The sequence below is a fragment of the Mesorhizobium sp. B2-3-7 genome, from assembly GCF_006442695.1.
Lineage (GTDB): Bacteria > Pseudomonadota > Alphaproteobacteria > Rhizobiales > Rhizobiaceae > Mesorhizobium.
On record NZ_VFVV01000001.1, the window covers coordinates 750,339 to 770,274 of the forward strand.

Annotated in this window: 26 protein-coding genes; 8 read left to right on the forward strand and 18 right to left on the reverse strand. The window is 64.8% G+C overall.

Going from position 1 to position 19,936, the window contains the following annotated elements:
* Nucleotides 1-44: 44 nt before the first annotated feature.
* Entirely contained in the window at nucleotides 45-1,004 is a 960-nt protein-coding gene (locus tag FJ940_RS03775) for a sugar-binding transcriptional regulator (RefSeq protein WP_140491340.1), read from the reverse strand.
* 256 nt (nucleotides 1,005-1,260) lie between these two features.
* On the opposite strand from FJ940_RS03775, the gene FJ940_RS03780 reads away from it, so the two are divergent.
* Nucleotides 1,261-1,893 carry an HAD family phosphatase gene (locus FJ940_RS03780; RefSeq protein ID WP_140514374.1) on the forward strand — a complete coding sequence of 211 codons (633 nt, stop codon included), beginning with the start codon at nucleotides 1,261-1,263 and terminating at the stop codon, nucleotides 1,891-1,893.
* A gap of 3 nt (nucleotides 1,894-1,896) precedes the next feature.
* On the opposite strand, the gene FJ940_RS03785 is transcribed toward FJ940_RS03780, so the two are convergent.
* The 9 genes from FJ940_RS03785 to ureC all read right to left on the reverse strand — a co-directional run bounded on the left by FJ940_RS03785 (nucleotide 1,897) and on the right by ureC (nucleotide 8,663).
* Nucleotides 1,897-2,664, reverse strand: a complete 768-nt coding sequence (locus FJ940_RS03785; RefSeq protein ID WP_140514376.1) for a class II aldolase and adducin N-terminal domain-containing protein — start codon at nucleotides 2,662-2,664, stop codon at nucleotides 1,897-1,899.
* Nucleotides 2,665-2,741: 77 nt separating this feature from the next.
* Nucleotides 2,742-3,383, reverse strand: a complete 642-nt coding sequence (gene ureG / locus FJ940_RS03790) for an urease accessory protein UreG (protein ID WP_140514378.1) — start codon at nucleotides 3,381-3,383, stop codon at nucleotides 2,742-2,744.
* On the reverse strand, nucleotides 3,380-3,820 hold the full coding sequence (locus tag FJ940_RS03795) for a DUF3995 domain-containing protein (RefSeq protein WP_140514380.1): 441 nt from the start codon (nucleotides 3,818-3,820) through the stop codon (nucleotides 3,380-3,382). The genes ureG and FJ940_RS03795 overlap by 4 nt, the downstream gene beginning before the upstream one ends.
* Nucleotides 3,817-4,488, reverse strand: a complete 672-nt coding sequence (locus tag FJ940_RS03800; protein ID WP_140514382.1) for an urease accessory protein UreF — start codon at nucleotides 4,486-4,488, stop codon at nucleotides 3,817-3,819. The genes FJ940_RS03795 and FJ940_RS03800 overlap by 4 nt, the downstream gene beginning before the upstream one ends.
* Nucleotides 4,481-5,041: an urease accessory protein UreE gene (locus tag FJ940_RS03805; RefSeq protein WP_140514383.1), complete on the reverse strand. Its 561-nt coding sequence runs from the start codon at nucleotides 5,039-5,041 to the stop codon at nucleotides 4,481-4,483. The genes FJ940_RS03800 and FJ940_RS03805 overlap by 8 nt, the downstream gene beginning before the upstream one ends.
* Nucleotides 5,038-5,643: a glutathione S-transferase family protein gene (locus FJ940_RS03810; RefSeq protein ID WP_140514385.1), complete on the reverse strand. Its 606-nt coding sequence runs from the start codon at nucleotides 5,641-5,643 to the stop codon at nucleotides 5,038-5,040. Before FJ940_RS03810 ends, FJ940_RS03805 begins: the two co-directional genes overlap by 4 nt.
* A 45-nt stretch (nucleotides 5,644-5,688) precedes the next feature.
* Complete coding sequence (locus FJ940_RS03815; RefSeq protein WP_140514387.1) at nucleotides 5,689-6,282, reverse strand: hypothetical protein; 594 nt, start codon at nucleotides 6,280-6,282, stop codon at nucleotides 5,689-5,691.
* A 50-nt stretch (nucleotides 6,283-6,332) separates the two neighbouring features.
* Nucleotides 6,333-6,821, reverse strand: a complete 489-nt coding sequence (locus FJ940_RS03820; protein WP_140514389.1) for a DUF29 domain-containing protein — start codon at nucleotides 6,819-6,821, stop codon at nucleotides 6,333-6,335.
* Between the two features lie 126 nt (nucleotides 6,822-6,947).
* Nucleotides 6,948-8,663: an urease subunit alpha gene (ureC, locus tag FJ940_RS03825; RefSeq protein WP_181171736.1), complete on the reverse strand. Its 1,716-nt coding sequence runs from the start codon at nucleotides 8,661-8,663 to the stop codon at nucleotides 6,948-6,950.
* Between the two features lie 164 nt (nucleotides 8,664-8,827).
* Here ureC and FJ940_RS03830 point away from each other — a divergent pair, with 164 nt between their 5' ends.
* Both FJ940_RS03830 and FJ940_RS03835 read left to right on the forward strand, forming a co-directional pair.
* A complete protein-coding gene (locus FJ940_RS03830) occupies nucleotides 8,828-9,205 on the forward strand; it encodes a hypothetical protein (protein ID WP_140514392.1) in 378 nt (125 codons plus the stop codon).
* A 132-nt stretch (nucleotides 9,206-9,337) separates the two neighbouring features.
* Nucleotides 9,338-9,826, forward strand: a complete 489-nt coding sequence (locus FJ940_RS03835; RefSeq protein WP_140514393.1) for a hypothetical protein — start codon at nucleotides 9,338-9,340, stop codon at nucleotides 9,824-9,826.
* An 80-nt stretch (nucleotides 9,827-9,906) separates the two neighbouring features.
* On the opposite strand, the gene FJ940_RS03840 is transcribed toward FJ940_RS03835, so the two are convergent.
* Genes FJ940_RS03840 through FJ940_RS03860 form a run of 5 tightly spaced genes read right to left on the reverse strand, consistent with a single transcriptional unit; the run spans nucleotide 9,907 to nucleotide 12,302 of the window.
* Nucleotides 9,907-10,212, reverse strand: coding sequence for an urease subunit beta (locus tag FJ940_RS03840; protein ID WP_140491317.1), 306 nt, complete (start codon nucleotides 10,210-10,212; stop codon nucleotides 9,907-9,909).
* A 6-nt stretch (nucleotides 10,213-10,218) separates the two neighbouring features.
* Nucleotides 10,219-10,812 carry a HupE/UreJ family protein gene (locus tag FJ940_RS03845; RefSeq protein WP_140655338.1) on the reverse strand — a complete coding sequence of 198 codons (594 nt, stop codon included), beginning with the start codon at nucleotides 10,810-10,812 and terminating at the stop codon, nucleotides 10,219-10,221.
* A 51-nt stretch (nucleotides 10,813-10,863) separates the two neighbouring features.
* Nucleotides 10,864-11,118 (reverse strand): DUF1272 domain-containing protein, encoded by a 255-nt coding sequence (locus FJ940_RS03850; protein WP_140655341.1) that lies wholly within the window; start codon nucleotides 11,116-11,118, stop codon nucleotides 10,864-10,866.
* A gap of 10 nt (nucleotides 11,119-11,128) precedes the next feature.
* A complete protein-coding gene (locus FJ940_RS03855; RefSeq protein WP_140655344.1) occupies nucleotides 11,129-11,431 on the reverse strand; it encodes an urease subunit gamma in 303 nt (100 codons plus the stop codon).
* A gap of 28 nt (nucleotides 11,432-11,459) precedes the next feature.
* Complete coding sequence (locus FJ940_RS03860) at nucleotides 11,460-12,302, reverse strand: urease accessory protein UreD (RefSeq protein ID WP_140655347.1); 843 nt, start codon at nucleotides 12,300-12,302, stop codon at nucleotides 11,460-11,462.
* A 202-nt stretch (nucleotides 12,303-12,504) separates the two neighbouring features.
* Between FJ940_RS03860 and FJ940_RS03865 the strand changes: the two genes are divergently transcribed.
* The 3 genes from FJ940_RS03865 to FJ940_RS03875 all read left to right on the forward strand — a co-directional run bounded on the left by FJ940_RS03865 (nucleotide 12,505) and on the right by FJ940_RS03875 (nucleotide 14,870).
* A complete protein-coding gene (locus tag FJ940_RS03865; RefSeq protein ID WP_140491308.1) occupies nucleotides 12,505-12,759 on the forward strand; it encodes an acyl carrier protein in 255 nt (84 codons plus the stop codon).
* Between the two features lie 4 nt (nucleotides 12,760-12,763).
* On the forward strand, nucleotides 12,764-13,972 hold the full coding sequence (locus tag FJ940_RS03870; RefSeq protein ID WP_140655350.1) for a beta-ketoacyl-[acyl-carrier-protein] synthase family protein: 1,209 nt from the start codon (nucleotides 12,764-12,766) through the stop codon (nucleotides 13,970-13,972).
* Nucleotides 13,973-14,165: 193 nt separating this feature from the next.
* On the forward strand, nucleotides 14,166-14,870 hold the full coding sequence (locus FJ940_RS03875) for a glutathione S-transferase N-terminal domain-containing protein (RefSeq protein ID WP_140655353.1): 705 nt from the start codon (nucleotides 14,166-14,168) through the stop codon (nucleotides 14,868-14,870).
* A 40-nt stretch (nucleotides 14,871-14,910) separates the two neighbouring features.
* Here FJ940_RS03875 and FJ940_RS03880 read toward each other — a convergent pair whose 3' ends face one another.
* From FJ940_RS03880 to FJ940_RS03890, 3 genes are all read right to left on the reverse strand, one after another.
* Complete coding sequence (locus FJ940_RS03880) at nucleotides 14,911-15,228, reverse strand: hypothetical protein (protein ID WP_140655356.1); 318 nt, start codon at nucleotides 15,226-15,228, stop codon at nucleotides 14,911-14,913.
* 94 nt (nucleotides 15,229-15,322) lie between these two features.
* Nucleotides 15,323-15,934, reverse strand: coding sequence for a nucleoside triphosphate hydrolase (locus tag FJ940_RS03885; protein WP_140655359.1), 612 nt, complete (start codon nucleotides 15,932-15,934; stop codon nucleotides 15,323-15,325).
* 129 nt (nucleotides 15,935-16,063) lie between these two features.
* Entirely contained in the window at nucleotides 16,064-17,167 is a 1,104-nt protein-coding gene (locus tag FJ940_RS03890) for a hypothetical protein (RefSeq protein ID WP_140655362.1), read from the reverse strand.
* Between the two features lie 272 nt (nucleotides 17,168-17,439).
* On the opposite strand from FJ940_RS03890, the gene FJ940_RS03895 reads away from it, so the two are divergent.
* Both FJ940_RS03895 and FJ940_RS03900 read left to right on the forward strand, forming a co-directional pair.
* Nucleotides 17,440-18,270, forward strand: coding sequence for a D-alanyl-D-alanine carboxypeptidase family protein (locus tag FJ940_RS03895; protein WP_224704518.1), 831 nt, complete (start codon nucleotides 17,440-17,442; stop codon nucleotides 18,268-18,270).
* 758 nt (nucleotides 18,271-19,028) lie between these two features.
* A partial coding sequence (locus FJ940_RS03900; RefSeq protein WP_140655368.1) for a DUF1003 domain-containing protein occupies nucleotides 19,029-19,936 on the forward strand: 908 nt, incomplete at its 3' end.

Sequence of the window (19,936 nt, forward strand, 5' to 3'; positions counted from 1 at the left end):
GCCCGGATTTTATGGCAAATCGATGTTGCCTCGAGGCTTTTGGCTCATCCGCTCGCCAGCAGCGCGGCGGCGGTTCGTTCGTCGGTGATGAGGCCGTTGACCAGCCGGCGGTTCACGGCCGCCAGGATGCCCGGCAGCTTGCGCTCACCCATGGCGAGCGCGATGACCAGCGACTTCTCGCGTGACGGCAGGGCCGCCGACGACACCCGGTCGTTGGTGATGCCCTCGATCATGCGGCCGTCGCGATCGAACACCCAGCCGACGATTTCGGCGACGCCGCCGGCCTTCTGTAGCGCCTTCAGTTCGGCGTCGGAAATGAAGCCGTCCTCGTAGAGCGGCGCCTTCGGGCCGAGGTCGCCGATGCCGACGAAGGTGACGTCGGCCTCCGCGGCCAGCGCCAGCGTCGGCTGGATCATCGGCTGGCTGAGCAGCATCTCGCGTTCCTGCGGCGAGGAGGCGATGACCGGCAACGGCATCGGGAACGACCGCGCCTTGACCCTGTCGGCCATGGTGAAGATGACGTTGTAGAAAGCGGCCGAACCGTCGGGCGAGATATTGCCGGTCAGGGACACCACCTTGTGCTGTGGGCACTCCATCGGCGGCAGTTGCTCGATCGCCGCCTTCAGCGTACGGCCGGTGCCGATCGCCAGCACGATCGGCGCCGGCGATCTCAGCCGCCTCTCGATTTCCGCTGCCGCCGCCTCGGCGATACCGATCGTCGTCGATGATGAGGTCGGGTCGCTCGGCACCACCTCCACCAGGTCGAGCGCGAAGCGCGACTTCAGGCGGGCGGCGAGGTCGAGGCAGTTGGCGATCGGATGGTCGACGCGCACCTTGATCAGGCCTTCCGACACTGCCAGCGACACCAGCCGCTGTGCAGTCTGCCTGGAGATGCCGAGCGTGGCGGCGATCTGGTCCTGCGTGTTGCCGGCAACGTAATAGAGCCAGCCCGCGCGCGCGGCATCGTCCAACCTGTTGCTGCCGCCTTCCTGCCGGTTGTTCACGTCCTGCCTCCCGAAACCGCCGGTCATGGAAGCGGTCCGCTCCTACTTTCGCAGGGAACCACGCGCTGCGCAATTGTCAATCGCCAGGGCAATTGCTTGCGCCAGCGGGCGTGGGATCGGCCGGATCATCGTTGGCCCGGGGGATTCCACGGCGGGCAACAGGGGGATTTCCGTTCCGACAGGTGGCACGTTCTGCCGTCCGGATGGTTTATCTCGCGGGGTAAACCCTTTAAGGGAACGCCAAAAGGAGCGTTGCATGACACCGAAAGCGGTTTTCTGGGACATGGACGGCACGCTGGTCGACAGCGAACCACTGCACGAAGCAGCCCTGGTGGCGGCGATGCGCAATGTCGGCCTTCAGCCTCCGCCCGACCTGCATGAGCGCGTTCTCGGGGTCGCTGCCTGGCCGGTCTACCTGATGATGCGCGACGAGTTCGGCCTGGATCTGCCCTTCGACGAGTGGATCGTCCATAAATACGAGCATTATCTGCCGCTTGTCGCGACATTGAAGCCGCGCCCCGGTGCGATCGAGATATTCAACGAATTGCGCGCGCTTGGCGTGCAGCAAGCCGTGGTCTCGAATTCCGACCGCATGATCGTCGACGCCAATCTGCACATGGTCGGCCTGACCTATCCAGGCATGAAGACCATCAGCCGCAACGACGTGCGCGAAGGCAAGCCGCAAGCCGAGCCGTTCCTGCGCGCCGCCTATCTGGCCGATGTCGATCCCGCGAACGCGGTGGCGGTCGACGACAGCTGGCCGGGCGCCATGGCGGGGCTGGCGGCAGGCATGAAGACAATCTTCTGGCCGGAAAAACCGATGGACGGCCCGCCCGGTGCGGTGGTCATCAACAGCGCCGAGGAATTGCGGGCTGAACTGGGGCTTTAAACCTCAATTCCGATAAACCGGCTCCTGCTCGTCGAGGATCGCCTTCAGTTCGCTGAGATGGCGTTCGGCCTGGCCGGGATAGTCGTCCATTTCACTTGCGGCCTTCTCGGCGATGGCGTCGGAAAGCGTGCGCAGCGGACGCCCGGTCCACAGCGCCTTGATGTAGGTCTCGGCGGCGCGTTCGAAATAGAACATGCGATTGAAAGCGTCGGCCACCGTGTCGCCGATGACCAGCACGCCGTGATTGCCCATCACCATTACCTTGACCTTGGGGTCGGTCAGGAGCTGCGAGCAGCGCTCGCCCTCTTCCTCGAAGGCCAGCCCGCCATAGTGGGCGTCGACGACGTGGCGGTTGAAGAACATCGCCGAATTCTGGTCGACCGGCGGCAGCCTCGAATCGGCAAGCGAGGCCAGCACGGTGGCATGGATGGAATGCACATGCATGACGCAGCGCGCGTGGCGGACATTGCGGTGGATGGCGCCGTGCAGGCCCCACGCCGTCGGGTCGGGCGCATTCGGGCCGGACAGCGTCTCGGGATCGTTGGCGTCGATCATCAAAAGGTCGCTCGCCTTGATGCGCGAGAAGTGCACCTGATTGGGGTTCATCAGGAATTTTGTGCCGTCTTCGTTGACCGCCAGCGAGAAATGGTTCGCCACCGCCTCATGCATGTTGAGCCGCGCCGTCCAGCGGAAAGAGCAGGCGAGATCGACGCGCTCCTCGTAGAAGGGCAGGTTGGTCAGCTGTTCCTTTTGCAGGCGGGCGATGCTCATCGAAAAATCCTCCGGGTTTTAGGAACAATGCCGTGCCCTGCTTGTGCCCGCAACCGGTTTCGGTTGGTGCAGCCGGCTCACGCCGCCGTGTTTGCGGCGGCCCCGACCTTCAAGCCGCCATGCTCGACGATGAAATCGATCACCTCCCGCAACCCCTTGCCGCGCGACAGGTCGGTGAAGCCAAACGGCCGTTTGCCGCGCATGCGGGCGGCGTCGCTCTCCATCACGTCGAGATTGACGTTCACATAGGGCGCCAGGTCGCTCTTGTTGATGATCAGGAAATCGGAACGGGTGATCGCCGGACCGCCTTTCCGCGGGATCTCCTCGCCCTGGCAGACGGAGATGACATAGAGCGTGAGGTCGGCGAGATCCGGCGAGAAGGTGGCGGCAAGGTTGTCGCCGCCGGATTCGATGAAGATGATGTCGAGATCGGGGAATTTGCGGTTGAGCTCCGCGATCGCCTGCAGATTGATCGAGGCGTCCTCGCGGATGGCGGTATGCGGGCAGCCGCCGGTCTCGACGCCGACGATGCGCTCCTCCGGCAGCGCCTGCAGCCGCGCCAGCATCATGGCGTCTTCCCTTGTGTAGATGTCGTTGGTGACGACGGCGATGGAGAATTCCTCACGCAGCGCCTTGCACAGTTTCTCGGTGAGCGTCGTCTTGCCCGAACCGACGGGGCCGCCAATGCCGATGCGAAGAGGACCGTTGGGCTGCGTCATGTCGGGAACTCCGTGATGGCGAGAACTGCGAAGCCGAGCCCGATCAGCAGGCACAGCGGCGAATAAAGGCTCCTATCGAGCCGCGCGAAAGGCTGTTCCGGTGCCAGCCGGCGCCACCGGGGCGTGAAGCCGGCAATGCCGCGTCCGAGAAACACCAGCCCGATCAGCAGCGCGGTGGCGGCGAGGCCTTCCCTGGGAAAGGGCGAGGCAAACACACCCTCCAGAGCCATCGGCCAGAGCGTTGCCAGCGCCAGGCAGGCGGCGACGGCAAAGCAGGCGAACGGCGCCGGCATCTCGTCGACGCCGCGAAAGCCGACGACCGCATGCGCGCAGGACGCCGCATCCTTGCCCGGCCATATCCCGCCAATGCCCCAATAAACGTGCAACGCGGTGATCACCAGCAGGACGAATGAGAGGATGAAGGCAAGGACGATCATGAGCGGAACAATCGCGAATACTGGGTTTCGTGCTGCATCGCCACGATATCAGAGACAAAGGCGCAACCGCCGAGATCGTCCAATGTCGAGCGGGATGCGCGGGCGGCGGTCGCAAGGGCCAGCTGCTCGAAGCCGGCGAGCAAACTGGTCGCGCCGCTTTGTCCGATGACGCCCAGCCGGATCGCGGCCTGGACGAGATTGGAGAAGAAGGCCTGCAGGAAGGCGGACAGCGCGTCCTGAAGCGCGATACCATTGCCGCCGGCAACAGCGCCGACGGCGACGCAGTACGCACAATCGGCGGGCAAGCGCTCCAGCACGGGAGTGGGCCAGGCGGCGGCCGCTTTGAGGAAAGCCGCACCTTGCAGCATGGTCTCGGCATGGCGCTCACGCGACCCGGCCAACGCCTCCGCCAGTGTGGCGACTTCGGCCGGATCGCCGCCGTCGCGGGCGTTGCGCCAGCTCTCCGCGAACAGCACGGCATCGTTCCAGGCGGAGCCCATCTCGACCAGCGTTTCAAGCCAAGCGGCGAGGCTCGCCGCATCGGTCACCAGCCCATCATGCGCGGCGCGCTCGAGGCCATGGCTGTAGGAAAAGCCGCCGACCGGAAAGACCGGCGACAGCCACGCCATCAATCGCAGCAGGGCGACCCCGGATGGCTGGTCAGTCATGATGATCGTGATGGTCGTGCGAATGCGAATGGCTGTGCGAATGCGCTTCGGCGTGGCTGTGGGCGTGCGCATGGCCGTGGTCATGGCCGCCGGAATAGGCGCCCCGCACCGGTTTGAACGGTTCGGAAACCTCGCTCACCGTGGCCCCGAGCCCCTCCAGCATCGCCTTGATGACATGATCGCGCAGGATGAGGATGCGCTCCGCCTCTATCGCCGCCGCGAGATGGCGGTTGCCGATATGCCAGGCAAGCTCGGCCAGATGCACGGCGTCGCGGGCGCGGATATCATAGACCTCCTCCGGCGCCGCGATGATCTCGACGTGGCGGCCGTCTTCCAGCACCAGCCTGTCGCCGTCGTTGAGGGTGACGGGCTCCGGCAGGTCGACCAGTACCTTGCTGCCATCGGACAATTCGATCGCCCGGCGGCGCAGATGCCGCTCGTCATGGGCAAGAACCGCGCGGCCGGATGGCACCGTGGTGCCGGCATTGCCGGAGGTCAGCACCGAGATGGCGCGCGGGAACTTCGTGAAGTCGGTGTTGAGGTTGAGCTTCATTTCATGGCTCCGCCATTGGCTTGCGCCCGGGCACGGGCAGGGCGTGAAAGCACGCGGTCGAAATAGGCGTTGACGCGGTCGGATTCTATTGGAAAGCGGCCGGCTCGGGCCCAGCCGCCCATGTCGCCGAGCAGCACGTCGACAGCCGAGAACCGGTCGCCGAGCGCGAAAGGCTTGTCGCCAAGCCGGCGGTCCAGCGCCTTGACCTCCGAGGCGAAATCGTAGGCGGCCGCGGGGCCGACATCGACCCGGACTTCCCTGGGCAGCAGGAAACGGTGGCGCAATTTGTTCCACAACGGCGCTTCCAGCTCGGACTGGGCGAAATGCATCCAGGAATCCATTTCGGCGCGGCCTGCGAGGCCGGGACTGGCGCCCATGCCCTTATCCGCGTGCTTATCGGCGAGATAGACGCAGATCGCCGCCGAATCCGTCAGCGTCAGCTCGCCGTCGATCAAGATCGGCACCTTGCCCGAGGGATTGAGCGCATAGGCTTCGGGCGAGCGCAGGGGAATTTCGACGAATTCATAGGCCTGCCCGAGTTCTTCGAGCATCCACAGAACACGGCTAACCCGGGATCCACGCGATCCGACGGCCTTGTACATGATTGAACCCTGCCTTTCCCGGTCAGCCTAGAGCATCCGCGGCCGTCATACGATCGTGTCGAACAGCCGCAGGATGAACGATACCTGGTAAATCAGCGCCGCCGCGACGAAGGCGATGTGAAACCGGCGGTCGCGCACCAGGATCGCGGCGATGCACAGCGCGACGAAGACCGGCGTGCGGAACAGATATTCGTTGCCGAAGCGGGCGAAATGCTCCGGCCCCTTCAGCAGCGTGTCGATCACGTCGAGCACGTAGGTCGCGGCCAGCAGGCCGAAGAACCAGGCGCGGCGCGAATAGAAGAAATCCTCATAGCTGGTGTAGTCGAGCATCGAATCCGGAAACAGCAGCGCGCAGAGCAGGAACAGGGTGATGGCGTAGAAGATGATGAACAGGTACTTGCCGAAGGTCCATGTTTCGATGGCGTAGAGGCCGAACTCCCACCACCAGAAATGCACCAGCATCAACAGCACCGAAGCGACCCAGGCCAGATGCACCGCATAGAGCCGGTACTGGCCGGGATGCTGGACGATGCGCGCCACCCCCGACAACAGGCGCGCGACGCCGAGCCCGATCACCATGCCCAGGACGATGCGGATATGCGGGAAGATGTCGTGGGGCGAAGCTATTTCGGTGGCCATGCCGAATGCTCGCCAGGTGATGGAACGTCCGTCAACACACCACTATCAGTCTATTCGCGCATAAGGTTGTCTGAAGACCACGGTGATCCTGGAAAATAATCATCGTCCAAGATTTCCTTGATCCCATAGGGGCAATGGACAGGGAAATCCCGATCTCTCAGGCCTGTTTCGTCCAATGCCTTTAATCTTACTATCTTGAACTCTCGATCGAGCACCTGCGCAGGATATTTTTTGAGGCTCGGACTTTCATCAAGCAGGCCCTCAATCCGAAGCCGTTGCTCCCGAATTGTCAGCAACCAGCCCGTTTTGCGCTGCTCAGACTGAAACTCCCATTTCAGCAAGTGAAGGACCAAAGTGCCAAGCCTGCTCGCAATTTCCCTTTTGTCGCTCCGCCCCAAGCTCTCGATCTCCTCGGCAACATTCTCACGATCGAGGTCGGAAAGACGACCTTCGCGCAGCAACGCGCCCTGCTCGGCGCACCACTGAGCATAGTCGGCCTCGTAGGGCGTCAATTGCTGTTTGCGAAATATCTTGTTCATTGAGGAGATATTGCTCCCAAAGTGCACAATTTCCAAGTCCGCGGAGAACGAGTGGGCCCATTCGGGCAGTCGGCACAACCCACTCACCGCCGCATTTAACGAGGGCAATGGCTCGCGGCGATCTTATCAAAAAAGAAAATACCGCTGCGCCATCGGCAGCACCGTCGCTGGTTCGCAGGTCAAGAGTTCGCCGTCGGCACGAACCTCGTAAGTCTCGGGATCGACTTCGATATGCGGCGTGGCGTCGTTGAGCACCATGGAGTGCTTGCCGATGCCGCCACGCGTGTTTTCGACCGCGGCGAACTGCTTGTCGACGCCGAGCCGGCCGTGCAGACCGGACTCCAGTGCCGCCTTCGAGACGAAGGTTACCGACGAGTTGGTGCGCGCCTTGCCATAGGCGCCGAACATCGGCCGATAGTGCATCGGCTGCGGCGTCGGGATCGAGGCGTTGGGGTCGCCCATCGGCGCCGCCGCGATCATGCCGCCGATCAGTACCATATCAGGCTTGACGCCGAAGAAGGCCGGGTTCCACAGCACCAGGTCGGCGCGTTTGCCGCTAGCGACCGAGCCGATGTCCCTGGACAATCCATGCGCGATGGCAGGGTTGATCGTGTATTTCGCGATATAGCGGCGGACGCGGAAATTGTCGTTGTTGCCGGTCTCCTGCGGCAGCGAACCGCGCTGGCGCTTCATCTTGTCGGCGGTCTGCCAGGTCCGGATCGCCACCTCGCCGACGCGGCCCATCGCTTGTGAGTCCGAGGAGATGATCGAGAAGGCACCGATGTCGTGCAGAATGTCTTCCGCCGCGATGGTCTCCTTGCGGATGCGGCTTTCGGCGAAGGCGATGTCTTCCGGGATCGACGGCGACAGATGGTGGCAGACCATCAGCATGTCGAGATGCTCGGCCAGCGTGTTGACCGTGTAGGGCCGCGTCGGGTTGGTCGAGGACGGGATGACGTTGGGCAGGCCGCAGACCTTGATGATGTCGGGCGCATGCCCGCCGCCCGCGCCTTCGGTGTGGAAGGCGTGGATGGTGCGGCCCCCGATCGCCGCCACCGTGTTCTCGACGAAGCCGCTCTCGTTGAGCGTATCGGTATGGATCATCACCTGAACGTCATGGTCGTCGGCGACCGACAGGCAGCAGTCGATCGCGGCCGGCGTCGTGCCCCAGTCCTCGTGCAGCTTCAGCGAGCAGGCGCCGCCCAGCACCATCTCCTCGAGCGCTGCAGGCAGGGAAGCGTTGCCCTTGCCCGACAGGCCGATATTCATCGGGAAGGCGTCGAAGGACTGGATCATGCGCGCCATGTGCCATGGCCCGGGCGTGCAGGTGGTGGCGAGCGTGCCGTGCGCCGGGCCGGTGCCGCCGCCGAGCATCGTGGTGATGCCCGACATCAGCGCTTCCTCGATCTGCTGCGGACAGATGAAATGGATATGCGCGTCGAAGCCGCCCGCGGTAAGGATCTTGCCTTCGCCGGCGATGATCTCGGTGCCGGGGCCGATGATGATGGTGACGCCATCCTGTGTGTCCGGGTTGCCGGCCTTGCCGATTGCCGCGATGCGGCCGTCCCTGAGGCCGATATCGGCCTTGAAGATGCCGGCGCTGGCGTCGATCACCAGCGCATTGGTGATGACGGTGTCGACCGCTCCTTCAGCGCGGGAAACCTGGCTCTGGCCCATGCCGTCGCGGATGACCTTGCCGCCGCCGAATTTCACCTCCTCGCCATGAATGGTGAAATCCCTCTCGACCTCGACGAAGAGTTCGGTATCGGCAAGCCTCACCCTGTCGCCGACCGTCGGCCCGTACATCTGCGCATAGGCGGCGCGGGTTATTCTGGCCATCAGTGATTGCTCCCGAATTGCGGTGCTGGTGAAACCGGGCTGCACATTGCTGCCATCCAATGGTCACGCAATGACCCGCTGGTCGACACCTTCTGATCCCATTTGGCGGTTGAGGTTGGAGGGTCACCCCAAAACGACCGTTTGCCAAATCGATGGAAGGAAAATCCATGCGCAAAACGATAGTTCTCGCCGCTGCCGCCACCCTGATGCTGGCGGGTGCCGCCAGTGCCCAGCAGCAGCCCGCGCAGCAGCCCGCTCCGGCAGCGCCGGCCGCGCCCGCCCCCGGCGGGCAGCAGGCCGCGCCGACGATCCAGAGCGTCAACATCGTCGACATCACCGAACTGCCGAAGGACACCCAGACGCAGGTCAACCAGGTGATCGCCCAGCGCGGCGATGCCGGCCTGCAGAAGCTGCGCAGCTCGATCGATGCCACGCCCAAGGTCAAATCCGCCCTCGAGGCCAAGGGAATGACCTCGGCGCAGGTGGTCGCGGCCAGCATGGAGCCCAACGGCGCCCTGACCCTGATCACCAAGAAGGCGAGCTGACGGCGCGCCTGCGCGGCGGGCCGTCGTCCGGTCCGCCCGCGCTATCTGGAAGGGAACCTTGGCCGGGCAGGAGCCGTTTCGTTTCATCGGCGCTGAACGGCGCCGCGAAACGAACCCGTCCAGGAGCGAGCGATGGCGACCAACCCCGGCAAGAGACGGCTCTATGCCTTCGCCTCCATGGCATTCCTGGCGGCGGGCAGCCCCGGAGCCTCCCTTCACGCACAAGGACTCGAAAGTCCCGAGACCGTCAATCGGATCATCGGCTCGGACGTCAAGCAGGAAGAAACCAGGAGCGATGCCGAAGCGGGCAAAGTTGCCAGGGCGATCGACCGGACGCGTGAAAACATCGGCACGGTGCGCAAGACCTCCAAGCTCGACAAGGTCGACATCGTGTTCCTGACCGATGCCGCGCGCACCGAAGGCGGTCCGCCGCCGGCGATCGAAACCAAGGTCAAGCAGCATCAGGACGACATTGCGGAGCTGCGCAAGGAGATCGAGGCCAACGCGCTGCTGTTCAACGCCATCGACTCGCGACGCGTGCTTGCGCAGGACGTTCTCGCCGTGGAATTCGACGACCCCGGAAAGATCGTCATCTATGCGGCGGCCAAGCCGTCCGATTGAGCCGAGGGCACAACTCGCTTTCGTGCTGGCCCGAAAGCCCTTTGCCCTCTTTGCACGCCGCGCATGAGACGCCCTCGGCCTCACAGCCTGCCCATCACCTTCTGCTGAAAGCCATAGACCTCGCGCTTGCCGCCCAGCGGCACCAGCGTAACGTCGCGCTCCTGTCCGGGCTCGAAGCGCATGGCGGTGCCGGCGGCGATGTCGAGGCGCATGCCGCGCGCCTGTTCGCGGTCGAATTTCAAGCCCTCATTGGTCTCGAAGAAATGATAGTGGCTGCCGACCTGGATTGGCCGGTCGCCGCTGTTGGCCACTTTGAGCGTAACCGTCGGCAGGCCTTTGTTCAGGTCGATGTCGCCGTCGGCGGGAATGATTTCACCTGGGATCATCGTTCGTCACACGGCGCCGAAGACGAGGCCGAGCCCTATCGCCGTGCAGGCGGCACCCGCGGCCCGCACGAGCACGCGAAATCGCCTGCCGAGGCCAAGCCCGGCGGCGATGCCGACGGCGTGCAGCAGCGTCGTGGCGACGGCAAAGCCGGCCATATATTCAAGCCCTGCGGCATTTTCCGGCACTTCGGTGCCATGGGCGTGGCCATGAAACAGCGCGTACGCGCCGATGATGGCGACGCCGGCCGTGACAGGAAGATCGACGGCCAGCGCCACGAACAATCCGAGCGCCACCACCGACGCCAATATGCCCGGCTCGACGAAGGGCAGCGGCACATGCAGCATGCCGAGCGCGCCACCGGCCAGCATGACGCCCACAAAGGCCGCCGGCCATGCCCACACCGCCTTGCCGCCTTTCTGTGCCGCCCACAGGCCGACCGCGACCATCACCGTCATGTGGTCGAGGCCGGAGAGCGGATGCATGAAGCCGGCCGCGAGGGAGGAGGTCGTGCCGGCCCCGACATGGGCGTAGGCGGGCATGGCGGCTGCCATGAGCAGGGTCGCCGAGAGGGCTGTGCGTTTCATCTGTGCTGAGATCATCGGTGCGTCTTTCCTATCGGGATCGTCTGGCCTATCAGGATCGTCTGGCGTTCACGCGGCCTCGCGCGGGCCACAGCCCTCGGCTTTGAGGACGCGCTTGGTCGACGCCGGATGTTTCTTCAGCATTGCCGCCGGACGGATCGGCCGTGCCGAAAAATTGCCGCCGCAATTGGGGCAGACGCCGCCGAGCACGTCTTCCACGCAATCGGCGCAGAAGGTGCATTCGAAGGTGCAGATTAGCGCATCCGTCGCTTCCGGCGGCAGGTCCTTGTCGCAGCATTCGCAGTTCGGGCGCAGCTCAAGCATATCTGTCTCCTCACCGTATCGGCTCATGCACGGTCACCAGCTTGGTGCCGTCGGGGAACGTCGCTTCCACCTGCACGTCATGGATCATCTCGGCGATGCCTTCCATCACCTGGGCGCGGCTGACGACGTAGGCGCCGGCTTCCATCAGCTCGGCGACGGGACGGCCGTCGCGGGCGCCTTCGACGACGAAGTCGGTGATCAGCGCGATCGCCTCCGGATGATTGAGCTTGACCCCGCGCTCCAGACGCTTACGCGCCACGACCGCCGCCATGGCTATCAGCAGCTTGTCCTTTTCCCTCGGCGTCAGGTTCATGCGTTTCCCTGAAATGATGCGGACACGATCACAGTGACCATATTTTGGGCAGCCCCGCCTTTCCGTTGAGCAAGCCGACGAGCGGAACCAGATGCTGGCGCAGCCGGTAGCCGTCGCCGGCATACAGCCTCGCAAGAAGCTTGCCAGATTCCTGCACGCTCCAGGTGCTGGCGCCGCCCTGGCCGCCGATGATCTCCCGAACCGGATCGAGAAGCGCTTCCGCCCGCGGCGAGATCAATAGCACCGTCGCCATGGCGACGGCGCCGCCGGCAATCGGTGGGCGCGCCAGGGTCGCGGCGATGTCGGGCCCGATGCGGAAATCCTCGGCATGGATGAGAGCCCCGCCCCGGCGGACGCGCCAGCGGTCGTGAAAGCCGCCCTGGACCGCGCGTTCGCCCATCGCCGTCCGGCCGAAGACGGTGGCTTCCAGCACCAGCGCCTCGGCGCCGGCGGCAAGATCAAGGTCGAGCGTGCGGGCAAAGGCCGATCGGTCGAAAACGATGGTCTCCTGCGGCAGCCAGGCGACGCGGCCGTTTTCGCCGACCGTTAGCCGGACGCTGACTTCGGCCCGGTCGGAAGCGGCGCGATAGATTTTCTCGCAGGCCTGCGTCGTTATCGTGGCGCTGGCATGCGCGCCGACGTCGATCTCCCAGCCGAGGCGGTCGCCTCCGGTCAGCCCGCCCGCGGTGTTGATCAGCACGGCTTCCAGCGGGCCGCCGGAAACGGCCGGCATCCTTATCTTGGCGGAACCGTCCTGATAGAGGCGGCGCAGCCGTGTGCGGCCGTCTTGACTGGCGCAGGCGAGCTGCGCCAGTCCGGCCGCCCGCTGCGCCGGCGGGGCCGAAAATCCGGTATGTTCGATCGTATCCACGCCGTCAGGTTAAGCACCGCGGCGGTTTTGTCGATATATAGCTTGTTGCTTGATGGCGTTTCCGTTTCTATAGAGGGAGCCACCTTGGTACGCTCATGCGACGCCTGGCGGGGGTCCAAGGCGACGGTCGCGGCCTGATATCGAGGACAAAAAGGCGCTGTTCAGTTGGCGTCGGGAAACGACAAAGTGGGGAAGAAACCGAATGGCTGACCAACTGGCGACCGAAATCATCGAAAAGATCAAGGCTCATGCCGAGCCGGGCGGCGAGGAGATCACCACCAGCACCGAATTGACGGCGCTCGGCATCCATTCGCTGGAACTGACCGAGATCATCTTCGATCTCGAGGAGCAGTATGGCATCGAAATCGAGATGAACACGGTCGATGCCTGGAGCAACCTGAAGAATGTTGGCGACATGGTCGAGGCCGTTCGCGCGCTGATCGCGAAAAAAGCCTGACCGGATGCACAAGCGCGTCGTCATTACCGGCATCGGCGGTTTGTGCGGGCTTGGCACCGACGTGCCGGCGATCTGGACCGAGATGCGCGCCGGCCGCTCGGCGATCGGCCCCATCGATAACCCGTTCCTGCACGATTTGAAGGTCAAGATCGGCTGCGAGATCAAGGCGCTGCCCGACCATGGCATAGAGCGCAAGCAGCTGGTGTCGATGGACCGTTTCAGCCTGTTGGCGGTGATTGCCGCCCGCGAAGCCTTACAGCAGTCCGGCTTGGCCCCCCATGCGGACAATACCTACCGCATGGGCGCCGTTATCGGCATCGGCGTCTGCGGCTTCGAGACGGTCGAGGAGAACTACCGCGCCATCCTGATCGAGGGCAAGAATCGCGCCGGCATCTTCACGGTGCCGAAGGTCATGCCGGGCGCCGCCGCCGGCCAGGTCAGCATGCATCTTGGCCTGCGTGGACCGGTGTTCGGCGTCACTTCGGCCTGCTCGTCGGCCAACCATGCCATCGCATCGGCGGTCGACCAGATCAGGCTCGGCCGCGCCGACGTCATGGTCGCCGGCGGCACCGAGGCACCGCTGGTCTGGGGCGTGCTGAAGGGGTGGGAGGCGCTGCGCGTGCTGTCGCCCGATACCTGCCGGCCGTTTTCGGCCGATCGTCAGGGCCTGGTGCTGGGCGAAGGCGCCGGCATGGCGGTTCTGGAAAGCTACGATCATGCGGTGGCGCGCGGCGCAAACATCCTCGCCGAAATCGTCGGCGCCGGCCTCTCGGCCGATGCCTCCGACATCGTTGCGCCGACCATAGAAGGGCCGGAAGCGGCGATGCGTTTCTGCCTGGCGGACGCCGGGTTGAATCCCGAGGACATCGACTACCTCAATGCGCACGGCACCGGCACCAAGGCCAATGACCAGATCGAGACCGCCGCGATCAAGCGCGTCTTCGGCGAGCACGCGCGCTCGCTTTCCGTCTCCTCGACCAAGTCGATGCATGCCCATTGCCTTGGCGCCTCGGGCGGGCTGGAGATGATCGCCTGCGTGATGGCGATCCGAGAGGGCGTGGTGCCGCCCACGGCGAATTTCCGCGAGGCCGACCCCGATTGCGATCTCGACGTGACGCCGAACGTCGCGCGCGAGCGCAAGGTGCGCGCCGCCATCAGCAACGGCTTCGCCTTCGGCGGTACCAATGCGGTGCTGGCGTTCAAGGCGATCTGATCCCGGCGATCGTGTTCTGCCCCGGCAGGTCAATCTGCCGGCTCCCGATGCCGGCATCATTCGATTTGTTGACTATGCGTGCACGGCCAAACGTCTGCCGCCGCATTGATCATCCCTGGGCCTGCGCCTAATTCTTTGCCGACCTCACCCAGACCGCGCCGCTCGGTGCTAAATCCCCGCCCAGGAGTTCTCGATGGCCGACCTGTCCGCCTATCCAATCACCGCCCGCTGGCCGGCTAGGCACCCGGACCGGATCCAGCTCTATTCGGCGACGACCCCGAATGGGGTGAAGATATCGATCGCCCTGGAAGAGATCGGCCTGGCCTACGAGCCGCACTATGTGGACATCGGCAAAAACGAAAGCTGGACGCCGGAATTCCTGTCGCTCAATCCCAACGGCAAGATACCGGCGATCATCGATCCGAACGGTCCCGACGGCAAGCCGATCGGCCTGTTCGAGTCCGGCGCCATCCTGCTCTACCTCGCCGACAAGACCGGCCTGCTCGTCCCGGCGGACGCGGCGCGGCGCTACGAGACGATCCAGTGGGTGTTCTTCCAGATGGCGGCCGTCGGCCCGATCTTCGGCCAGGTCGGCTTTTTCCACAAATTCGCCGGCCGCGAGATCGCCGACAAGCGGCCGCTGGAGCGCTACCGCGATGAATCGCGCCGCCTGCTCGGCGTTCTCGACGGCAGGCTGAAGGGTCGCAGATGGATCATGGACAATGACTACACCATCGCCGACATCTCGCTCATCGGCTGGGTGCGCAACCTGATCGGCTTCTATGAGGCGCGCGACCTCGTCGGCTTCGATGATTTCGTCAGCCTGGCGGCATGGCTGGAGCGCAGCCTGGCGCGGCCGGCGGTGCAGAAGGGCCTGACCATTCCGGCAAAGGGCTGAAAGCTCCCGCGCCCTGGGCGGCGGAATGTCGTAGGCTCGGCTATTTCGCCTTGGCTTTCGAGCCGCCTTTGCCCATCACGGAAGCCGCCAGCGACGCGGCGCCGCGCGCTGTTGCCACCACCGCGCCGGCTGCAACGCTCGCCACCGTGCGAACGGCGCCGGATTTGTCTGGCGCCGGCTTGCGCGCGCTGGCCGGCTTTGCGGCCGCGGCCGCGACTTTCCGAGGTGCGGCCTTGCCGAAGCTGGGCTTGGCGTCCTTCGAACGTTCGGCGATCGCCGGACCAGCGCCGGCTTTCGCCTGCGTCGTCTTCGTCGTCCTGGTCTTGGCGGTCGCGGGTTTTCTTGCCTTGGTTGCCATTGCAAAATCCCCTTACGCAGGACAATCGGTTCCCCGCCATAACGGTGCGAAACCCCTTAAGGTTCCCGTCGAAAAATACCGACAATTAAGCAGGTTAACCAATCACCAGGTCGGCCGCCCGGCGCCGCGCCAGCACGCGTTCGATGTTGGGCATGTCGTTGGAGGCGATCCAGGCGCGCGCATCCTCCTCGGAGCGGCCATGTTCGTGCCAGCGCTCCATCAGCCGGCGCTCGAGTTCGTTGCGCGGCACCTCGACGAAGATGGAGAAATCGAACAGTGGCGCCAGCCGCGACCACGGCTCCTCGTCGAGCAGCAGATAATTGCCCTCGACCAGGATGAATTTGGTCTCCGCGCCGATGATCGCGGCCGCGGCGCGCGACAGTTCCATGGTGCGGTCGAACACCGGGATGGCGATGTCGGGCTCTCCCGCCCGGATGCGCTTCAGAAGCGTCTCGAAGCCGCCGAAGTCGAACGTATCCGGCGCCCCCTTTCGCGTGCGCAGCCCGCGCCGGTTGAGGACGACGTCGTCATAGTGGAAGCCGTCCATCGGCACGACCTCCACGGCGCCTTCCGGCAACAGATCGTGCAGGCTCGCCGACAATGTCGACTTGCCGGCCCCCGGGGGCCCGGCAATGGCGACGACGAAGCGCTTTGCCTTGCCGGCGCGCTTGAAGATGGTGGCCGCGAGATGGGCGATTTCGGACATGGCGGCCTCGCTTGCCCCTGATGGTTGGAGCGACCGTTATTCTGGCCGCACTCGGCGGAAATTTCAAACCGGCATTTTGGGTAAGGTGCGGTGGTCAAGTGTCGAAAAGCCGACGTTCGAAGCATCCACTCAACCAGCCGCAGCCTGCCCGATGCGCAGGAAACCGCTGTCGAACGGCACCTCCCGCGCCGAGCCTCCGCCCGCCAGCCGCATGCGGCCCTCCGCCGTGGTGACCTCTTGCGGCGGTTCACCGCCCGCCAGCGGCAGTGCGCCGATGACATGGCGGAAGGAGACGCTGGCGCCTTCGCCGAGCGCGAACGCCGTCGCCACGCCTTCGCGCGTCAGCCAGTTGTCGCCGATCGAGGCGGCATGGCCTATCGCCGTGCGCCCGTCCTCGATGCCGAGCACGCCCAGATGCCGGCCGCTCCAGGGCGCGTAGTCGCGGCCGCCATTGCTGAACCACAGCATGGTGACCGGCAGCTCCGCCGGGTTCTTCAGCACCAGAATTAAGTCGTCCTCGGCCCGGCGCGCCAGGGCCGTCCAGCCCGGCCCGCCATGATCGGCCTCGACCAGCGTGACAAAATCCTCGCGCCAGTCATCCATGCGGTAATCCGTCAGGTCGAGCGTGCCGCCGTCGGCGGCGGGAAAATGGCCGAGATCGCTGCTGCGCCCGGGATAGGCGAGCAGGAAGCGGCCGCGCTTGGGATCGGGCTCCAGCGGATCGGCGGGCGAGGCCGCGAAGCGTTTTGGCGAAAAGGCCAGCCGACCGCCATCCGTCATCGCCGTCATCGGATGATGGGCGACCGAGATCGCGCCGTGGCCGCCGGAAAACACATGTTCCTGATAAAGGAAGGCATGGCCGTCGCGCAGCGTCAGGATCTTGTCGACGGTCGCGCCCATGACCTTGCGGCGCAGCCGGAAAACGGCTCGCCAGCCGCCGTCCACGGCGCTGCTCTGGGTGACGTCCCAGGCGCTGTTGGCCGGCCAGCCATGCAGCGGCGCTTCCTCGACGTCGCTGCGCGAAAACGGCGCGCACAGGAAATCGCCGGACAGTCGCACCGTGCCCTCGGGCAAGTCGGCCGGCAGCGTGTCGCGTGGCGCGCCGACCCAGGGCGCGCGGTGCAGCGGCCGCAATTGGCGCCCGCCATTCTCGATCACCATGTCGGCGACATGGCCGACCGTGGTGTCCAGCGAAACCGAAATGCCGCGTGCCTTGAGGGTGACCGTATCCATAGCGCTCTCATCGAATCCCGAAGGCGCAACAAGAACCGTTCGCCACCGGTTGCGCAAGCGTCGCGACCGGCATTTTGCATCACCTTGGAACGCAAGCTTGCGAAAGCAGACAAAGCTGGGGCTACCGCTATTAACCAAATGGACGCAGCCGGCGGGTTACGTTAGCTTCGCCGCATCTCAGCAACAGCCCAGCCAGAACAGACCTGTCCTTGTCCCCCTTGCGTCGCCTTCCGCTCGTCCAGAGACTTTTCGTCGCCCTTGGCCTGTTGCTGATGGCTGCGGGCTGCTCGACCACGACACCGCCGGACTCTGTGCTCGCCGTGCCGGCGCCGCCGCAGAAATACGCCGCCATCGTCGTCGATATCAGGAGCGGCAAGCAGCTGTTCGAGGTCAATTCGAGGGCGCCGCGTTATCCGGCCTCGCTGACCAAGATGATGACGCTCTACCTCCTGTTCGAGGCGATGGAGAGCGGCCGCGTCTCCAAGGAAACGCAGATCCCGGTCTCCGACCACGCCGCCTCGCAGCCGCCGACCAAGATGCGCTTCCGGCGCGGGGAAACGATCGACGTCGATTCCGCCATCCGCGCCATCGTCGTCAAGTCGGCCAATGACGTGGCGGTGGCGGTGGGCGAATATCTCGGCGGCTCGGAGGACGAGTTCGCCGCCATGATGACGTCGAAGGCGCGCCAGCTTGGCATGACCAGCACCATTTTCCGCAACGCCTCGGGCCTGCCCGACGACGGCCAGGTCACCAGCGCGCGCGACATGGCGGTGCTCGGCATGGCGCTGCACCAGCGCTTCCCCCAGCATTTCCACTATTTTTCCGAGAGCGACTTCATGTTCCGCGGCCGGCTGGTGCGCGGCCACAACGACATGCTCGGCCGCGTGCGCGGCGTGAACGGCATCAAGACCGGCTATATCAGGGCCTCCGGCTTCAACATCGTCACCTCCTACGAAGCCGACGGCCGCCAACTGATCGTGGTGGTGATGGGCGCCGACAGCGCCCGCCAGCGCAACGACCATGTCGAGGCGCTGATCCAGCGCAACCTATCGCCGGCGGTTGCCGACGCCCCGACCAGGGTGATGTACGCCGAACAGCAGTGAGCGGGCGAGCTTCGGGGCTGCCTCGCTTCGGACCAGCTTGCTCAACTATCGAAGTCAGTGCCGCCCCTCATCGCCCTGCCGGGCACTTCTCCCCGTATAGTGACGGGGAGAAGAGGCTGACCGCAACCTCGGCACCCTTTTGCAGCGTTGGTGATGGGCGAAACCGGCGATAACAGCCCCTCTCCCCGTTCTACGGGGAGAGATGTCCGGCAGGACAGTGAAGGGGCGGCGCAGTCGCTCGAAAGCGGGCGATGGCGTCGACTTGACCCGATAGGAATTTTTTCTTGACAGGGTGAAGGCAACTGTGCTACTATTCTCGCTATGGTGCTGATTTGCGCCAGCCACCCGCCGCAAGGCGGGTTTTTTGTGCCGTCGCCCAGGCGCCGGCCAATCACTTCGTCATCCACGGGCGGAGCAAGGAGCGTAGCGACGCGGCGCGAGGATCCATGCCGCGACTCGGCAAGCGCCGCAACGGTTCGCAATTCTGCTCCACTGAGGCCAATGTCATGGAATGGATCCAGGCTCCGCGACGGAGCTTCGCCCCCGTTATGGTTCCCCAGGGGGTTGATGACGATTTCATGGAGCCGCCGCCAACCTCGAATGTCTCTCGACCAGGCGAGCCCCGAAAGGCGGCCCGCTGCCCCTTCCTGTCACGCAATCGTCCGCAAGGCGTGGCATAGGCATGCCAAATCGCCGCGATGCTGGCTAAGCATCGCCGCATCGGTCTATCGTCTTCCACCACAGCAGGAGCCCGCATCATGAGCACCCTCCCCAAGGCGTCCGAGCAGCAGGCGGACAATGACAGCGGCGGCGAATATTTCGAGGCGCCGACCACGGGGGAGGACCTGCACGGGGCTTCGGACGAGCATTTCGACACGCCGGAGGTGCCGGACTCCGAGCCGGCCTTGCCCGGCGCTTCGCGGGCCAAGCCCAAGAAAAGACCGTCGGCGATCTCGGGCCGCAAATTCCGCAAGCGCGACCTGGTGCGCATCGACGATCTGCGCCCGAGCCTGGCCGACCGCATCCGCTCCGACCATCCCGACCTGCCGCATGGCGCCCGCATCAGCCGCGAGGAGCTCGGCCGCTACCGCATGCGCTACATGGAGGAGCTGCTCCAGCAGGAGCACGGCGAATTCTCCGAGCTCGACCGCCAGGTGGTGGAATCGATCGCCAGGCAGGACACGATTTCGGAAAACTCGGAAGAGGAGTTCGAGGAGCACCGCTCGTTCGCCGACCGCGTCTCCGACAACATGGCGGCCTTCGGCGGCAGCTGGTGGTTCCTGATCTCGTTCGCCGGCGTGCTCCTGGTGTGGATCGCCATCAACCTGTTCGAGGGCTTGAACCGCGCCTTCGATCCCTACCCCTTCATCCTGCTCAACCTGCTGCTCTCCTGCATCGCCGCCATCCAGGCACCCATCATCATGATGAGCCAGAAGCGCCAGGAGGTGAAAGACCGCCTGCGCTCCTTCAACGATTACCGCGTCAACCTCAAGGCCGAGCTCGAAGTGCGCCATCTGCACGAAAAACTCGATTACCTCATCTCGCGCCAATGGACCCGCCTGGCCGAGATGCAGCAGATGCAGCTCGACGCCATGCACGAGCTGACCGGCGCGAAGAAAGCCAAGCGCGCGGCACGGGGAGTGAGGAGGCGGGCGGTGCGGGGTGA

Excerpts from the sequence above, each read along its gene's own strand:
- FJ940_RS03780 (WP_140514374.1), top strand. The coding sequence starts at position 1,261 with ATGACACCGAAAGCGGTTTTCTGGGACATGGACGGCACGCTGGTCGAC.
- FJ940_RS03785 (WP_140514376.1), bottom strand. The coding sequence starts at position 2,664 with ATGAGCATCGCCCGCCTGCAAAAGGAACAGCTGACCAACCTGCCCTTC.
- ureG (WP_140514378.1), bottom strand. The coding sequence starts at position 3,383 with ATGACGCAGCCCAACGGTCCTCTTCGCATCGGCATTGGCGGCCCCGTC.
- FJ940_RS03795 (WP_140514380.1), bottom strand. The coding sequence starts at position 3,820 with ATGATCGTCCTTGCCTTCATCCTCTCATTCGTCCTGCTGGTGATCACC.
- FJ940_RS03800 (WP_140514382.1), bottom strand. The coding sequence starts at position 4,488 with ATGACTGACCAGCCATCCGGGGTCGCCCTGCTGCGATTGATGGCGTGG.
- FJ940_RS03805 (WP_140514383.1), bottom strand. The coding sequence starts at position 5,041 with ATGAAGCTCAACCTCAACACCGACTTCACGAAGTTCCCGCGCGCCATC.
- FJ940_RS03810 (WP_140514385.1), bottom strand. The coding sequence starts at position 5,643 with ATGTACAAGGCCGTCGGATCGCGTGGATCCCGGGTTAGCCGTGTTCTG.
- FJ940_RS03815 (WP_140514387.1), bottom strand. The coding sequence starts at position 6,282 with ATGGCCACCGAAATAGCTTCGCCCCACGACATCTTCCCGCATATCCGC.
- FJ940_RS03820 (WP_140514389.1), bottom strand. The coding sequence starts at position 6,821 with ATGAACAAGATATTTCGCAAACAGCAATTGACGCCCTACGAGGCCGAC.
- FJ940_RS03830 (WP_140514392.1), top strand. The coding sequence starts at position 8,828 with ATGCGCAAAACGATAGTTCTCGCCGCTGCCGCCACCCTGATGCTGGCG.
- FJ940_RS03835 (WP_140514393.1), top strand. The coding sequence starts at position 9,338 with ATGGCGACCAACCCCGGCAAGAGACGGCTCTATGCCTTCGCCTCCATG.
- FJ940_RS03840 (WP_140491317.1), bottom strand. The coding sequence starts at position 10,212 with ATGATCCCAGGTGAAATCATTCCCGCCGACGGCGACATCGACCTGAAC.
- FJ940_RS03845 (WP_140655338.1), bottom strand. The coding sequence starts at position 10,812 with ATGATCTCAGCACAGATGAAACGCACAGCCCTCTCGGCGACCCTGCTC.
- FJ940_RS03850 (WP_140655341.1), bottom strand. The coding sequence starts at position 11,118 with ATGCTTGAGCTGCGCCCGAACTGCGAATGCTGCGACAAGGACCTGCCG.
- FJ940_RS03855 (WP_140655344.1), bottom strand. The coding sequence starts at position 11,431 with ATGAACCTGACGCCGAGGGAAAAGGACAAGCTGCTGATAGCCATGGCG.
- FJ940_RS03865 (WP_140491308.1), top strand. The coding sequence starts at position 12,505 with ATGGCTGACCAACTGGCGACCGAAATCATCGAAAAGATCAAGGCTCAT.
- FJ940_RS03870 (WP_140655350.1), top strand. The coding sequence starts at position 12,764 with ATGCACAAGCGCGTCGTCATTACCGGCATCGGCGGTTTGTGCGGGCTT.
- FJ940_RS03875 (WP_140655353.1), top strand. The coding sequence starts at position 14,166 with ATGGCCGACCTGTCCGCCTATCCAATCACCGCCCGCTGGCCGGCTAGG.
- FJ940_RS03880 (WP_140655356.1), bottom strand. The coding sequence starts at position 15,228 with ATGGCAACCAAGGCAAGAAAACCCGCGACCGCCAAGACCAGGACGACG.
- FJ940_RS03885 (WP_140655359.1), bottom strand. The coding sequence starts at position 15,934 with ATGTCCGAAATCGCCCATCTCGCGGCCACCATCTTCAAGCGCGCCGGC.
- FJ940_RS03890 (WP_140655362.1), bottom strand. The coding sequence starts at position 17,167 with ATGGATACGGTCACCCTCAAGGCACGCGGCATTTCGGTTTCGCTGGAC.
- FJ940_RS03895 (WP_224704518.1), top strand. The coding sequence starts at position 17,440 with ATGGCTGCGGGCTGCTCGACCACGACACCGCCGGACTCTGTGCTCGCC.